Raw genomic sequence first — 14,941 nt, forward strand, 5'->3', positions numbered from 1 at the left:
CGCTCCCGCGCCCGTCTCCATGGAGGAGGCCGAACAGTGCGACCACAATGTAGAGGACCAGCGCTGCCATCGGTTGCCCCTTCGGAAAGTAGACGTCACGGCCGCGTTGGGACACCGCGGCCGCAGGCCTGGCCGAGTTGTGCTGAGCTCGTCGGGTTGCCGCAGAATCCGAGTCGCGGTGTAGTTTTCAGGATGCCGGCCCCCCGGCCAGCAGGCACCGGACGCCCTATTTGCTGCCCGAGACAACGGGGCTGGGGTCCATGAAGATCAGGTACTCGGTCACCTTGTTGTTCTCGACGCGGGTGCGCGTGACGGCCGGGAGTGTGAAAGATTCACCGTTCTGCAAGGTGTAGGTGACCTCCACCCGGAGCGCGGCGACGTTGCCTTCCGACCATTCTTCGATGATCTCGTGGCGCATCGACACCACAGAGGTCAGGTATTGCGCTACCCAAGCTTGAATCGCGCTCTTCCCGATGACGGGGGCGTTGTTGCCCATCCGGAAAACGCAGTCGTCGGAGAAGAAGTCGAAGAACGCTGCGATGTCGGTGTCGGCAGCTTCGAGAAGTTTACGGGTGGTCTCGACCTCGGAAGTGGCTGTGGTCATCGCGAACTCTCTTTCTCTGGTGATGTGACGGGATGGCCCCGCACTTTGTCGGGTCGATCTGGACTCGAGATGGCACGATCGGAGAGCGGTCTACAGCCCTCAGGCCCAGCGCACGGTCTCTGCGGGGTCGAGTCTGGGGAGACGTTCGAACCACGGATTCTTGCCGGGGTACCCGATGTTGACGACCAGGATGGACCTCCAGGAGGTTCCGGAGAAGAATTCCGCGTCTATTCCTGCGGGATCGAAGCCGGCCATCGGCCCAGCCGCCAGACCGGCGGCACGGATGGCGAGGATGAAGTACCCCGCCTGCAGGGCGGCGTTGAAGTTGCCGGTGCGCTCGCGCAGCGCGTCGTTGTCGGCGAAGACGTCACGGATCTGTGGCCGGATGGGCAGCAGCCGGGGCAGGTGCTCGTGAAATTCGCTGTCGACGGCGAGAATTGCGGTGACGGGCGTTGACGCCGTCTTCTCACGGTTACCCTCGTCGAGATGGTCGAGCAGTCGGCGGCGGGCGGCGTCGGTGCGGATGAAGTGCACGCGCATCGGCTGGGAGTTCGCTGCCGTGGGCGCCCAGCGGGTCATTTCCCAGATTTGTGTGAGTTCGTCATCGTTGACCGGGGTCGGGGCGAAGCTGTTCACTGTTCGTGCGCCCGCGAACAGCAGGTTTCTGGCTGCGTCATCGAGGCATTCAATCGTCGAGTTACTATTCACCAGTGCTCTTTTCCTCATTCTTTGCAGACGGTGGTGCGGGAACGCGGATCGGGTCCTGTGCGGTTACTCGATTGCCCCTCCCGAGCTTCGGCCGCGGTTCCAGCTGACGGCCGAGACTCGGAATGAGAGGGAGCAGCATCCGGTCAGAGGAGCGGATCGGCGACGGGAAGGTCGAGGGTGAACCGGCCGATGGTTTCCGAGGCCGTATCGATGTCGAGGAATGCGTGCACCGACAGAACGGACAGGTCACGGAAGAACCGCTGGATCGGTGCGGAGGTCCGGTACCCATCCCCACCGATGCCGCGAACCATGTCGTTGAGGGCGTTACGGGCCAGGTCCGCCAGATATGCTGCCTTGAGCTTCATTTCGGCACGATCGCGGGGGTCGGACTGCTCAGGTCGCGGCGCGGTGAGGCGCTCGAAGAAGGCGTCGAGAAGGGTTTCGGCGGCGTCCGCCGCGGCCAGCGCCCGGCCGAGACGCATCTGGGCGGCCTGCTTGCCGGAGGCCTTCTCCTGGCTGATTGTTCCCTGCCGGTCCTTGGTGCGCTGGACGAACGCGTCCGCCGCACCGCGTAGCGCACCGACGACGACCGGGGTGACCTCGGCCATAGCGAACGGCAGGAAGGGCAGGTGGTACATGGGATTGGGGTGGATCAGCTGCCCGGGTGCGGTACCGGCGAGGGCGAGGGCGAACGGCCCGGTGCGGTACTCCGGGACGAACACGTCCTCGACGCTGATGTCATTGCTGCCGGTTCCTGACATGCCGGCGATGTACCAGGTGTCGAGAATCTTGACGTCCTCGCGGGGCACGAGGAACCACAACGGGGTGGGGGCGCTGCCCTCCTCGAACACCACACCGGCGAAGGTGAACCACTCCGCGTGCACCGACCCGGAGTTCCATGCCGTCTGCCCGGTGATGCGGTAGCCGCCGTCAACCTTCTGCACCTGCCCGAGCGGGGCCGCGGTACCCGCAGTGAGGGTGTAGGGCTTGTCGGCGAACACTTCTCGTTGGGCCTGTTCGGTGAAAATGTTTACCCGCCAGGCCGCCCCGATGTAGAAGGAGGTGACCCACCCGGTCGACGGGCAGACCGCGCTGATGGTTCGGACGATATCGGCGGCGACGTCGAGTCCGAGTTCGAGTCCGCCGTACTCCTCGGGGGTCAGCGTCGCCAGGATTCCCGAGTCGATGAGGTCGGTGATCGTCTCGTCGAGGGGAGCACGGTTCTCCTCGGTCTTCTGCGCGCGTTCGGCGAAGGCAGGTACCAGGGCGTGCACTCGGTCCATGAGTTCGGTGCGGGTGATGTCCATTGTTTCCTCCGATGTGTGGTGTGGTGTTTCTCAGTTGCTGGGGGCGATCGGCGTAGCTCTGGGCATGCCGGAACCGCGCCTGTGGTGTGTGGATGCCGGCTTGGTCAGCGGAAGGTGTCCTCGGGGTCCGGACCGGCGACGAGTGTGAGCCCGTACCGGTCGGCAAGGATCTCGGCATCGTCTCGATCGCCGACGTCTGTCGGGTCAGCGATGCCGTCGAGGTCGGCGAACACCGCGCCCGAGTAGTGGGATTCAGCGGTGTCGGTGAGCGCGAGGGCGACTGACGCGGTGGTCAGGCGCGTACGGAACTCTATGGGTGTCACGCGCACCGGGATCAGGTGCCCGGGCCTCGTGAGATCGCTCGGTTCGGTGGTCGGGTCGGCGAGGATGCGTGCAGTGCGCGCTCGGTCGGCGCCAGAGATCCCGGTGGTGATGCCGGCGGCGGCGTCGACGGTGACACATTGGCCGTGGCCGAGCGTGGAGATGGCCCGAACCGTGGGGGTCGCTTCCGGCAGAACGAGACGGTCACAGGTCCGTTCGTGCAACGCCACCTGCAGGAATCCTGTGGTGTGGCGGATCAGGAAGGCCATCTGCTCGGTGGTCGCGGCGCCGGCGCACCCGACGAGCACGACGCGACGGTGATGGCTCAGGATGATCAGCTCGCCGGCGGCGAGGGCGCGACTACCGGCTGCGATTGCCGACCATGACCGATGGTGCGCGGCGCGGGGCGCTAACGAGGTCGTCATGGCGTGCCATCCTTTGCAGATTATTCCGGTGGTGCTGTCGAAGTGCTCTGGCAGCGGCGTTATCGAGGCCGGTAGTGTTATGCGGATTCGAGCGCCGAGTGCGTGCCGAATACGCGGCGGTGATAGGTGAGCGGGTCGCTGTAATTGGTCTCTGCCGCAACGACGTTGCCGAGCACAACCACATGATCTCCGCCCTCGACGAACTGCTCGACGTGACAGGCGATCCAGCCGGCGGCGCCGGCGATTCGGGGAAGGTCGTGGTCGACGTCCCACCGCACACCATGGAACTTGCCAACTCCGCCCTTCTTCGCGAACTTCAACGCGGTTCCATGCTGGTCGCGGCCCAACACGTTCAATCCGAACTTCTTCGATGCCGTGATCAGTTCGAGCGTCTCCGATCCGCGGTCCAAGGAGACCAGGACCATCGGCGGTGTCATCGACAAAGAGGTGAAGGCGCTGACGGTGGTGCCGAAGGGCAGGCCGCCGTCCATGGAGGTCACGACCGCGACCGGAGTGGCCACGTGTGCCATCACGTCCTTGAACGCTTCCTGGACAGGACTCGACGGGGTATGCATGGTAGATCTTCCTTCTGTCGACTGCGGCTCTCAGCGCAACGAACCGTGGAATACGAACGGGACAGGACGGGTGCCGCTGGCCTTCGGGCTTTCACCACCCGCTGTGTTCTACACCACAAGTAGACCGCAAAAGTTGCCCAGATCGCACTACTGCAGAGCCCAGGGTTGTCGCCGACTTTTGGTTTCTGGACCAGTCGCGTGGCGGGTTCGGCCTATCGACCTACGATCGCTCCCACTGAGCGATGGGGCGCCTCGGAGCCACTCATAAATGCGGAGCGCGGCACGCAGGTCCGTGGTCGATTCACCGGGGGGCGCTGAAAAGGCTCAAGGCCTTCTGTACTCGATAGGTTACCGTGTTGTTGGAAATGTGCTTTGCCGAAGCAACTTTGGCCAGGCTGTGGTCCATGTCGAGATAGAGGCTCACAGTCGACCGCAGGTCGGCCATCCGGGGTCGTCGCCGGCGAGACCACAGCGAAGCCTTCGGCATAGGACGACACCCTGCGGGGGTTTGCGGATCTGGTCGACGGACCGCTCGTCCACATACCCGTGGGTGCGGTCTCCGGCGAACTCTGCCTGGGTGATATGTACGCCAACGCCCACAGTCTGCTCCGCGCTGCCGGCACCGTTGCATCGTGGCCTGGTCAACGTCCCGTCCGGTTCGCCGGCCCGCATGCGTCCTGCACTTGCCCGCCCACTAGCCGTGGCAGAAGCAGTGGAACGCCTTGTGGGATTGGGTTGTCGGCTCGGGGATCAGATCACCACCCCTGGCCTGGCCGCTCGGTCGCGCCATCCGGCGTGACCCCGACGATCCCGACAAACGTGGATGAGCTGATACCGGTCGGCGGCCACGCGCGCCCACCGACAGCCCGAGGAACAGAAACCGCCAGCAAGTCAGCCGAATCGCTCTCTCCAGGATGGAGTTTAGAGCGTCTCGATCAGCCCGCCGTCTACCGGCAACGTGACGGCGTGAATGAAATCGGCATCATCACTGACAAGGAACAATGCGGCATTCGCGATGTCTTCCGGCTTCCCGAGCCTTCCAGCAGGCTGCTGCCGCAACCCGGCGAGCGTGTCCTCGTCCTGGGAGAAGGACGCAACCATGGGCGTGTCGATCAACCCCGGCGCGATGGCGTTGACGCGAATGCCCTGCTTGCCATAGCCGGCCGAGAGCTGCCGCGTGTATCCGACCACTGCGTGCTTCGTGCTGGTATATGCCGCGCCCCCTCCCCCACCGCGCAGGCCTGCTCCGGACGCGATGTTGACGATCACGCCCTTACCTGCAGCGATCATGTGCGGCAAGATCGCATTGGTGACGGTGTAGATCCCTGTCAGGTTGACCGCGAGCATTGTGTCCCATAGCTTGCGGTCGGTGTCCAGGGTCTGCGCAAAGTGGTCGAACATCCCAGCTGTGTTGCTGAGAATGTCGATCCGCCCATATCTGCTCATGGTGGCCGATACTGCCGCGGCAACGGAGTCTTCGTCCGTGACATCGAGTGCGACACCCAGCGCATTTCCGCCGTCGGCCGCGATCGCACCGGCGGTCTCTCGAGCGCCGGATTCGTCGCGGTCCGCGACGACGACGGTCGCTCCCTGCTTCCCGAAAAGTACCGCTTGTGCCTTCCCGATTCCCGAGGCACCTCCTGTTACCAGCGCGACACGTCCGTCAAGTTTGCCCACTTCTATCCTCCTGAATTCCCGACACCCGCCGGTGTCGCGCAGCGCCGGCTCGAATGTTTCCTCGGCCGCACCCGCAATCGGTCAATCGAACAGCGCGACGAGTCGCTTTCCACCGACGTCGCCGCGAGCCAACTGCTCGAGTCCCGAGCGAATTTCGGTGAAACCGATCGACTGCGTCGAGATAGCCAGATCTCCAGACGAGATGAACTTCAACACTTCGACGGTGTCGGCGGGCGTGCCTCCGATCGACCCACGCAGTTCCACCTCTTTCATGGTCAGAAGGTGGGTATTGATGGTTGCTTCGGCCCGGCCAAGACCGACCTGGACAACGCGGCCACCGCTGTTGACTACTTCGATGGCACCGGCGGTCGTCGTCCCGAATCCTGCAAAGTCGACGATCAGGTCGAGTTCAAAGGCCGCGAGCTCCTTGACGTCGTCGACAACCTGTTTGACACCGCGTTCGATTCCGGCGGCGTGCACCCGAGGATTGATCTCCGCTGCGTACACTTCGCCGCCGCCAAGTACCGCCAGCCGTGCGGCGGTCATTCCGAGGCCGCCGAGACCGATGATGCCCACTCGCGTCCCAGGTTTCAGGCCGCCGCGCACGAAGACCGCATGATACGAGGTCATGCCGGCATCGGTTGCGGCAGCGGCCTGCTCGAACGGCACGGTTTCTGGGAGGGGGATGATCTCGCTGGCCGGCGCCAGAGTCTTCTCCGCGTACGCCCCGTGGCGCCCAACTCCGATGTTCTTCTGTCCGAGAACTCCGCTTTTGCCGTCTCCCATGGCGCTGACTGCGACCCGGTCTCCGATCGAGACGTTCTCGACTCCGTCGCCGACGGCGGAGACGATTCCGGCGGCTTCGTGCCCGAGAATGATCGGGGTGAAGCCGAGGATCTCAGCCATCGTCCCGTCTGTGATGCCTACGTCCGTGTGGCACAGGCCGGCTGCTTTGAGGTCGACGACGACTTCACCGGGGCCCGGGGTGGGATCGGGGACCTCGGCGAGGTCGATCGGTGACCCGACTCCGTTGAACATCCACGCCTTCATGTTGAACTCCTTGACTTGTGACGCCGCCGATTGAGCGGTGTGCGCGTCTACTTGATGAGGAAACCTGCATCGACCGGCAGGGCAATCCCCGTGACGTAACGGGACTCGTCGGAGGCCAGGTAGAGGACTGCATTGCTGATGTCGACCGGATCGACCCACGGGATCGGCAACACATTTGCTGCACGATAGTTGGAATCCGGCTTTTCGGCGTCGACGCGACTGGGGTGCTCGAGATGTGGCATGAACAGCTTCATGACCGTCTCGTTCTGAATCATCGGGGTGTCGACGTTGGTCGGAAGAACCGAGTTGACTCGGATGAATTGCGGTCCGAGTTCAAGGGCGAGCGATTTCATCAGACCAAGGACGCCGTGTTTCGCGGCGACGTAGTGACCCAGATTCTGCACGCCGGCCGCTCCGGCCGCAGAACTCGTCAAGACAATCGATCCACCGCGTCCACCCGCGACGATGTGGGGCACCGCGGCGTTCACCGTATGGAATACGCCGGTCAGGTCGATATCGATCACGTCTTGCCATGTCTGTTCCGGGAGTCCGATGATCGGCCCGGTCGATGCGATCCCGGCATTGGCGGAGACGATATCGAGACGCCCGAGTTCGGCAACACCCTCGGCCACTGCACTTTCGAGCGCAGCACGATCGCGCACGTCGGCTTTGATCGCCACGATCCTCCGGTCGAGTTTCTCGACGAGAACGACGGTCTCCTGCAGCTCTTCCTCGGTGCCCATTGTGTGATCAGCGCTGGCGACCTGATCGCAGATGTCGAGGGCGATGATGTCGGCGCCCTCTTCGGCGAGTCGGATCGCGTGACTTCGGCCCTGGCCTCGTGCCGCTCCCGTGATCAGTGCGACCTTGCCCTCTACTCGTCCCATGGATGCGCTCTCCTGTCGATGATGCGGGTGTGTGGTGAGGTAGTGACGAGTCGGTCAGCTCAACCGGCTGGTATCGACATAGACCCGCCAGCTCACAATGTCACCGTTGGCGAATTCGACGAACGACGAACCCTTGACCTTGGTCTCGTTGCCGTCGGAAAAGACGTAGGACACGGTGATCTCGATGGCGACGGTGTTTTTCGCCGTGTCGACGACCAGGTTGTCGAGTTGATGGAGGACGGCCTTGAAGTTGCCCTTCCAGGCGGACACGAAGGCATCAATTGCCTCGAATCCCGTGACCGGATCGACGTCGTTGAAGGCGAAGACGGCGGTGTCGGCGAGACGGCGGCGGAAGACTTCGGGGTCGTTGGCGTCGACCTCACGGTAGAACGCGCGGGTGGTCGATTCCAGGTCGGTCGTCGTCTGAATCATGATTGTTCCTTTGCTTTGAGGTGGTTAGTTCTGGGTGACGTGTCGTGCGGCGAGGTACGCAGAGCATTGAATGAATCCGATGGTGTGTCCCCCGGCCCAGTAGGCCTCGCCGGACGGTGTTGCCGCGCAGTTGCCGACCGCGTAGAGGCCCGGGATGGGTGTGCTGTCGGGTCGCACGACCTGGCAGTTCTTGTCAACACGCGGCCCGCCGGCGGTGTCGATGAGCGCCGGCCCCAGGATCGTGGCGTAGTACGGTCCGTGGTCGGCGAGCGGAGCCATCATCGGATTTGGACCGTCGCCTACACCGAAGTAAGCGCTCAGAGCCTGCTCGATCGGTGTGGATCCGCGACCGAAATCGCGGTCGACACCGTCGGTGGCCATCTGGGTCCACCGATTCACCGTCTCGGTGAGAGTGGTACCGAAGTCGTTGTCCAACTCGACCGGGCCGGTGTACTCACGCAGCGTCTCGAGCCGTTCCGCGATCTTCTTTTCCAGGTCGGTCAACGAGTCGGCTTGGATGACCCAGTAGTCGTCCTCGCCCTGGGGTGGGATGGGGTTGCCGAAGCCCTCGCCGCCGAATCGCCGGGCGGGTTCGTCCCAGATGGCGATCAGCGGGTTATTCGGGTAGGTCCCGCGCTGGCTGTCCCAGTCGAAGAACACCCGAGCGAAGTCGTGGTATGGCATCTTTTCGCTGATGACCCGCTTGCCGAACCGGTTGACGATGATCATCGAGTCGCCCGGAATCATGAATGATCCGCGGACTGCCGCCGGGTCCTTCTTGAGGCGCTCGAGGACCATCGGCGCCCGCATGCCCACGTTCAGGTTCGCCAGATCGGCGCCGACGTCGCGGGCGATGGCGAGAAGGTCACCGGTGTTCGTCCGGGCCGCACAACCGCCGACGTAGGAATGATCCAGGAACCGCAGTCGCAATTCGGGGTCCTGGGTGAAACCGCCGGTGGCGCAGATGACTCCGCGCCGTGTTCGGATGCGAGCGGTTCGCCCGGCCGAATTGACGACGGCTCCGATGATCGCTCCGGTCGCATCCTGGATGAGCTCCACCACACGGGAATCGGTACGGATGGGCACGTTGGCGCGTTCACATGCTCGAGCCAGGGTCTCGATCAAGATCGATCCCCCGGAAGGCCCACCTTCGCTTTCTTCCGGGAACAACACGCGACCTGTCGGAGCCGCATCCTCCGGAAGGTGCGCGTAGTAGTCCGGGAAGTCTGCGGCATGCCCGAACTTCAGTCCGGCGATGCTTTCATAAGCTTCGGCGGCATCCGAGGCATTGTCGTAGAAGGCCGTCAGACCGTCGTACTCCCAGTCGGGCAAGCCCAGTGTCGGATGGTCAGGGTTGTACAGGCGTGGGCGCGACAGCTTTGCCATATACCGAAGGGCGTCGTCGCGCGGATCGGTGCGACCGGTGGCGCGCAGATACTTGTTGTTGGGAATCCACATGTACGCAGCAGACTTCGCAGTGGTTCCGCCTAGCGTCGCGGCCTTCTCGACGACGAGAACGTCGGCGCCGTTCGCCGCGGCGATCACGGCAGAACCCAGGCCTCCGATTCCACTTCCGGCGACCAGAATATCCACGGTCTCGTCCCACTCTTGATTCATGACCAGCCTTTCACAGCATCAGCTCCGGAACGCGCATCCCCGGGCCACCCTCAGCCAACATGGCGCACCGACGGAAGACATACCGGTATTCTCAAACTTTGATCAACGAAAGTTGCTTCACAGCACGAAAATTCGAAGTTTATCGGCATTGCTGGGCGCAGCGAGTCAGCGACACAAGGATGCCGAGAGGAATCCGCCGGGGTGGGGAATGTACCCGCCTCTCTGCAGGAGCGTTCCATGGAGAGAACTCAACGGATTACGCATCGCCCATCCTCCCTTCTGCCGACCGCGACACTCGCGAACCTCGTCGTATGGAACCCGGGTCACCGACATGTCAGCCCGCTCAGGTTTCGCCCGACCACGCACTGTGTGGCGTGTGCCACAATTACAGCCCAAGGATGGCGTGGTTCGCATTGGGATAGAGCCCAGGGTTATCGCCCCGCGTTGGTCTAGAGACCAACATTGGCGAGAACATCCGGGCTCCCGGCCCGCCGGTTCAGGCGTCCGGCCGAGAGGTCGGTGCACCTCGGAGCCACTCGTGGACCCTGAGTGCGGCCCGCAGGTTAGTGGTCGACCCCCCCAGAGGATGGTCACACAGGCTAAGCGCCTTGTGGACTCGATACGTCACCGTGTTCTTGGAAATATGTTCTGCAGCAGCGACTTTAGCGAGGCTGTGATCCATGTCGAGGTAGCGACTGAGCGTGGATCGCAGGTCGGCAGTCCGGGCGTCGTCGCCTGCGAGGGCGCCGAGCAGGCGACTGGCGAAACCGGCAGCGGCGTCCGGTTCGGCGAGGAGAAGCGCTTCGAGGGCGACATCTTCGTGCGCGCACGTGGTGTGTGGCTGATCCGCGCGAAGGCGCACTAGTCGCTCTACTGTCCGGGCCTCCATGTGGCTACGCCGGAAGCCTTCCACTCCGGAGCCCAGTTGGCCGACGACGACGGAAGTGTCAGCGTATTCCGGCAAGGGCGCTCGGCGGAGGTGCCCTTGATCTGGGGAGACCGCCCCCCACGCCCATATCGTCTGGAGTCCCACGGGAATCACCAGCGTTGCACCAGGGCTGTTCCAGTGTCGCAGTACCGGGTCTACGATGCTCCGCAGGTCATGACTCGAATGCGGCCCGCTCCACGCGATGATCGCCAGATGGTGTCCGCCGAGCGGGTATCCCAGCACCTCGTCAGCGTGAGAAAGGTCGACGGGCTCGTTCTCGACGACCTTCTTGACGAAATCGAAGCGAGCGGCAGAGACACCGGCCGCCCATGCACTTCGCTCTTCGAGGAAAGTAGTGGCAGCGACGCCGGTGAACCGGTCCAGAACCTCGAAAAGCAGCACCGAGACCCGACGCAGCTCGGCGCTGCTCTCGGCGGGCGGAACCAACCGGAGGGCGGCGTCGAGGATGGCAGCTGCGAGAACGGCATACCCTACGCGGATCGAGCCGAGAAGATCATTGAGCTCGAGGCCGCGGCGGGCGAAGTCCACCGCGACTTCCTCGACCTCGGCACTCGCGAGGGAGGTATCGGGTTCACCGAGGCCCGCGACCAATGTCAAGGCACGCAGTACCGTCGAGGTCGTCGCCCGCCGCACGGCACTGGTCTGGGATGCCCCCTCTCGAAGAACCGGCATTTCCCGCGAAATCGTGGTCGCGATATCCTCGCCTACCTCGACGGCCCAGGTCACAGCCCCATCGCCGAGGTTGACGCGGATGCGATCCGCATCGGGACTGAGCCACTCATGCTCGGGTTGCGGGGCGCGGGTCCCCGCGAGTTCGTGAGTCCAGTGCGGCACTCTACCTCCCTTCCACTCGGCCCGCCGAGCCCTACGATTCGCCTGAGTTGGGCTGAAAACCAAACTTCCCGCGTGTTCCTGGTCTTCAGCCAGTAGCGGCACACGTGCAGATCGAATGAAATTGTGTCATCGATTAGTGACGGGCACCACAGCACCGGGTCTTCGGATATGGCGTCCCCCGTGGTCGAAATATGTTTCGCGTACACGACGACGTAACACGCCACCCCGGTCCACTGTGCGACCCGTATACACAAAGGAGTCAACGATGACCGCTACCCCCAAGTTCGCGCACGTCGTCTTGCAGACGAGCCGATTCGAGGAGATGCGCGACTGGTATTGCACCGTGCTGGATGCGCACGTGGTTTACGAGGGGCACGGACTCTGCTTCATCACCTTCGACGAGGAGCACCACCGGGTCGCGCTGCTCGGCGCCCCGGTGCAGCTCGAGCCCCGCAATCCGGGTGCGGCGGGCATGCACCACACTGCGTACACCTTCGACACGCTCGACGATCTTCTCGATCGGTACGACTCGCTGAAGGAGAAGGGCATCGAGCCGAAGGTACCGATCCAGCACGGAGTGACGACGTCCCTGTACTACCAGGATCCGGACGGCAACTTCGTCGAGCTGCAGATCGACAACTTCACCACCCCCGACGAGGCGACGGCTTACATGAACGGCCCCGAGTACGGCAGCAACCCGGTCGGCGTGTCGTTCGTCCCGGAGCGGATGCGCGAAGCACTCGCCCAGGGAACCCCGGTTTCGGAGATCACCACCCACTCCTGGGCCCTGCAGACCAGCCCGGACCTGCCCGACCCGATGGCGGCACTGACCAGCTGAGCTGCTCGCGTTCCTCCCGACCCAGCGGCACTCCACTCTTATCTAAGGACTTTTTCTCATGCGCGTGGCAAACCAAGCCGGCCGACTCCAGGTCGTGGCGGACGGGATCGCCGTCGACGTCGAGACGGCCAGCGGGGGTCGTTTTTCCGCCGAACCCCAGCAGATTTTCGACCGGTGGGACGAGTTCACCTCGTGGGCAGCCACGGTGGACTTCACTGACGGAACACCGTTAGTCGAGTCCGAGCTGGGTGCTCCGGTTCCCCGGCCGGGTCAGATCTTCGCCGTCGGCGTGAACTATGCCGATCACGTCGAGGAGTCCGGGCTGACCCTGCCCGACGCTCCGTTCGTGTTCACCAAGTTTCCCGCCTCGATCGCCGGCCCCTATGACACCATCGAACACCCCGGCGGCTCGGTCGATTTCGAGGTCGAACTCGTGGCGGTCATCGGCAAGGAAGCCCGACACGTCCCCGTCTCCGAGGGCTGGAATTATGTAGCCGGGCTGACCCTCGGCCAGGACCTGTCCGAGCGGGACCTGCAGCTGTCCGGTCCGCCGCCGCAGCAGTTCGGCCTCGGCAAGTCGTTCGCTGGATTCGCCCCGATCGGGCCGGTGCTGGTCACCCCCGACGAATTCGAGAACGCCGACGACATCGAGGTCAGCACGGTCCTGTCGGGCGAGCTGATGCAGAAGTCGCGCACCCGGCACCTGATTTTCCCGATCCCGGTCCTCGTGTCCTACCTGTCGTCGATTCTGCCGCTGCGTCCCGGCGACCTCGTCTTCACCGGCACCCCGTCGGGTATCGGCTTCACCCGCGACCCGAAACGGCTCATCGGTGTCGACGACGAACTCGTCAGCCGTGCCGACACCATCGGCGAGATGCGGCACCACTTCACGGCCGCAACCCGTCCGCACCCACTCACCACCGTTTCCAGGAGCACCAGCCATGTCTGAGATCACCGTTCCCGTCCTCATCGTCGGCGGAGGCGGGTGTGGACTGACCACCTCGATCCTGCTGTCCGAGCACGGCATCGACCACCACCTCGTCGAGCGGCACACCGGCACCTCGCACCTGCCCAAGGCCCACTACCTCAACCAGCGGACGATGGAGGTGCTGCGCCAGGTCGGGGTCGCGGACTCGATCTACGAGGTGGGCACCCCGCCGAAGAACATGGGCAAGACCCGGTGGGTCACCTCGCTCGGCGGCGACGGTGAACTGGACGGCCGCACCCTGTACACGCTCGAATCATTCGGCGGTGGGCGACTCGAAAGCGCATACGCGGTCGACAGTCCGTGCCCGTCCACCAACTACCCGCAGATCCGGCTCGAACCCCTCCTGCGTGAGCACGCGGAGAAGAGGGCACCGGACTCGATCCACTTCGGCCGCGAACTCGTCTCGTTCGAGCAGGACGAGAACGGAATCCACGCGGTCGTCCTGAACCGCGGCACGCAGGAGACCTACACCGTCCATGCCCAGTACATGGTCGCCGCGGACGGCGGCAAGACCGTCGGTCCCGAACTCGGTGTCAAGATGGAGGGCCCGACCGGGATCCTCGACATGGTCAGCACCCACTTCACTGCCGACCTGTCGGAGTGGTGGGAGGACGACGTTCTGATCACCTGGCTGCTCAATCCTGAGGGCGCCGGGTCCTGGAACAGCGGCGCCATGGCAGCGATGGGTCCGACGTGGGGCAAGCATTCCGAAGAATTCGTCCTGCACTTCACCTTCCGGCCGGACGATCCGGCCCGGTTCGACGAAGAGGCGATAGTTCCGCGGCTGCGGGAGCTCCTCAAGCTTCCCGACCTCGAACTCGAGGTGCACAAGGTCAGCCACTGGATCCTCGAGGGCGTGCTTGCCGACAAGTACCAGGTGGGCCGAGTTTTCCTTGCTGGTGATGCCGCCCACCGGCACCCGCCGACCACCGGTCTCGGCCTGAACACCGCCATCCAGGACGCCCACAACCTGGTCTGGAAGCTGGCCGCGGTCCTCAACGGCGACGCCGCCCCCGCCCTGCTCGACACCTACGAACCCGAACGCCGCCTCGTCGGCATGCGCAACGTCGACTGGGCCATGTTCACCTTCCTCAACCATATGGTCATCGACGCCGGCCTCGGTCTGATCCCCGGCCAGCCTCTCGAAGCCCAGATCCAAGTGTTCCGGGACTACTTCTCCGACACCCCGATGGGCGAAACCCGCCGCGCCCGTGCGGCCGAGGTGATCAGCACCCAGCGCACCGAATTCCAGGCCCACGACCTCGAAATCGGCTTCGCCTACCGCGACGGGGCCCTCGTCCCGGACGGCACCGAGGCACCGCCGCGCGACCCGATGGGGCACACCTACCACCCCACCACCCGCCCCGGGCACCGCCTGCCTCACGCGTGGCTCGAGCACGACGGCCGGCAGATTTCCACCCACGACCTCACCGGAAACAACGCGCACTTCGTGCTCATCACCGCCGCCGACGGTGCCGCCTGGTCCGACGCCGCCCGGCTGGCCAACGACAAGTTCGGTATCCAGATCAAGGTCGCCCAGATCGGCGCCGGCACCGACTACACCGACCCCACCGGCCGCTGGAGTGAACTCCGCCAGACCGACGACACCGGGGCAATCCTGGTCCGTCCGGACAACCACGTCGCCTGGCGCAGCACCGGCGCCGTCGCCGACCCCGCCGACGAGCTCACCCGCGCCCTCGGCACCGTGCTCGCACGCTGACACCACCGC

The 14,941-nt window shown here is 64.3% G+C and carries 15 protein-coding genes; 3 read left to right on the forward strand and 12 right to left on the reverse strand.

The genetic code is table 11. The features are described from left to right. Positions 1–226 precede the first annotated feature (226 nt). From HYG77_RS14715 to HYG77_RS14770, 12 genes are all read right to left on the reverse strand, one after another. Complete coding sequence (locus HYG77_RS14715) at positions 227–604, reverse strand: nuclear transport factor 2 family protein (protein ID WP_109325716.1); 378 nt, start codon at positions 602–604, stop codon at positions 227–229. Between the two features lie 99 nt (positions 605–703). After that, positions 704–1,315 (reverse strand): malonic semialdehyde reductase, encoded by a 612-nt coding sequence (locus HYG77_RS14720; RefSeq protein ID WP_244461358.1) that lies wholly within the window; start codon positions 1,313–1,315, stop codon positions 704–706. A 140-nt stretch (positions 1,316–1,455) separates the two neighbouring features. Next, positions 1,456–2,619 carry an acyl-CoA dehydrogenase family protein gene (locus tag HYG77_RS14725; protein WP_208963063.1) on the reverse strand — a complete coding sequence of 388 codons (1,164 nt, stop codon included), beginning with the start codon at positions 2,617–2,619 and terminating at the stop codon, positions 1,456–1,458. A gap of 104 nt (positions 2,620–2,723) precedes the next feature. Next, complete coding sequence (locus HYG77_RS14730; RefSeq protein WP_208963064.1) at positions 2,724–3,365, reverse strand: 3,4-dihydroxy-2-butanone-4-phosphate synthase; 642 nt, start codon at positions 3,363–3,365, stop codon at positions 2,724–2,726. A 77-nt stretch (positions 3,366–3,442) separates the two neighbouring features. Next, a complete protein-coding gene (locus tag HYG77_RS14735; protein ID WP_208963065.1) occupies positions 3,443–3,940 on the reverse strand; it encodes a flavin reductase family protein in 498 nt (165 codons plus the stop codon). A 301-nt stretch (positions 3,941–4,241) separates the two neighbouring features. Further along, positions 4,242–4,571: a helix-turn-helix domain-containing protein gene (locus HYG77_RS40955; RefSeq protein WP_348273578.1), complete on the reverse strand. Its 330-nt coding sequence runs from the start codon at positions 4,569–4,571 to the stop codon at positions 4,242–4,244. A gap of 290 nt (positions 4,572–4,861) precedes the next feature. Next, complete coding sequence (locus tag HYG77_RS14745) at positions 4,862–5,617, reverse strand: glucose 1-dehydrogenase (RefSeq protein ID WP_208963066.1); 756 nt, start codon at positions 5,615–5,617, stop codon at positions 4,862–4,864. An 81-nt stretch (positions 5,618–5,698) separates the two neighbouring features. Next, on the reverse strand, positions 5,699–6,667 hold the full coding sequence (locus tag HYG77_RS14750; RefSeq protein ID WP_109325710.1) for a zinc-binding dehydrogenase: 969 nt from the start codon (positions 6,665–6,667) through the stop codon (positions 5,699–5,701). 47 nt (positions 6,668–6,714) lie between these two features. Next, the gene (locus HYG77_RS14755; RefSeq protein ID WP_208963067.1) at positions 6,715–7,554 is read right to left on the reverse strand and encodes a mycofactocin-coupled SDR family oxidoreductase; all 840 of its coding nucleotides are present in this window, start codon (positions 7,552–7,554) and stop codon (positions 6,715–6,717) included. 54 nt (positions 7,555–7,608) lie between these two features. Beyond that, positions 7,609–7,986 carry a nuclear transport factor 2 family protein gene (locus HYG77_RS14760; RefSeq protein WP_208963068.1) on the reverse strand — a complete coding sequence of 126 codons (378 nt, stop codon included), beginning with the start codon at positions 7,984–7,986 and terminating at the stop codon, positions 7,609–7,611. Between the two features lie 24 nt (positions 7,987–8,010). After that, positions 8,011–9,603: an FAD-dependent oxidoreductase gene (locus HYG77_RS14765; protein ID WP_208963069.1), complete on the reverse strand. Its 1,593-nt coding sequence runs from the start codon at positions 9,601–9,603 to the stop codon at positions 8,011–8,013. Positions 9,604–10,099: 496 nt separating this feature from the next. Continuing rightward, a complete protein-coding gene (locus HYG77_RS14770) occupies positions 10,100–11,386 on the reverse strand; it encodes a helix-turn-helix domain-containing protein (RefSeq protein WP_208963070.1) in 1,287 nt (428 codons plus the stop codon). 265 nt (positions 11,387–11,651) lie between these two features. Here HYG77_RS14770 and HYG77_RS14775 point away from each other — a divergent pair, with 265 nt between their 5' ends. The 3 genes from HYG77_RS14775 to HYG77_RS14785 are packed head-to-tail and all read left to right on the forward strand — an operon-like array spanning position 11,652 to position 14,932. Next, complete coding sequence (locus HYG77_RS14775) at positions 11,652–12,224, forward strand: VOC family protein (RefSeq protein ID WP_109325701.1); 573 nt, start codon at positions 11,652–11,654, stop codon at positions 12,222–12,224. Between the two features lie 58 nt (positions 12,225–12,282). Beyond that, positions 12,283–13,173, forward strand: a complete 891-nt coding sequence (locus tag HYG77_RS14780; protein ID WP_208963071.1) for a fumarylacetoacetate hydrolase family protein — start codon at positions 12,283–12,285, stop codon at positions 13,171–13,173. Then, entirely contained in the window at positions 13,166–14,932 is a 1,767-nt protein-coding gene (locus HYG77_RS14785) for an FAD-dependent monooxygenase (RefSeq protein ID WP_208963072.1), read from the forward strand. Before HYG77_RS14780 ends, HYG77_RS14785 begins: the two co-directional genes overlap by 8 nt. Positions 14,933–14,941: the final 9 nt, after the last annotated feature.

Origin of the sequence: Rhodococcus sp. ZPP (genome assembly GCF_017656075.1) — a bacterium.
Taxonomy (GTDB): domain Bacteria; phylum Actinomycetota; class Actinomycetes; order Mycobacteriales; family Mycobacteriaceae; genus Rhodococcus_F; species Rhodococcus_F oxybenzonivorans.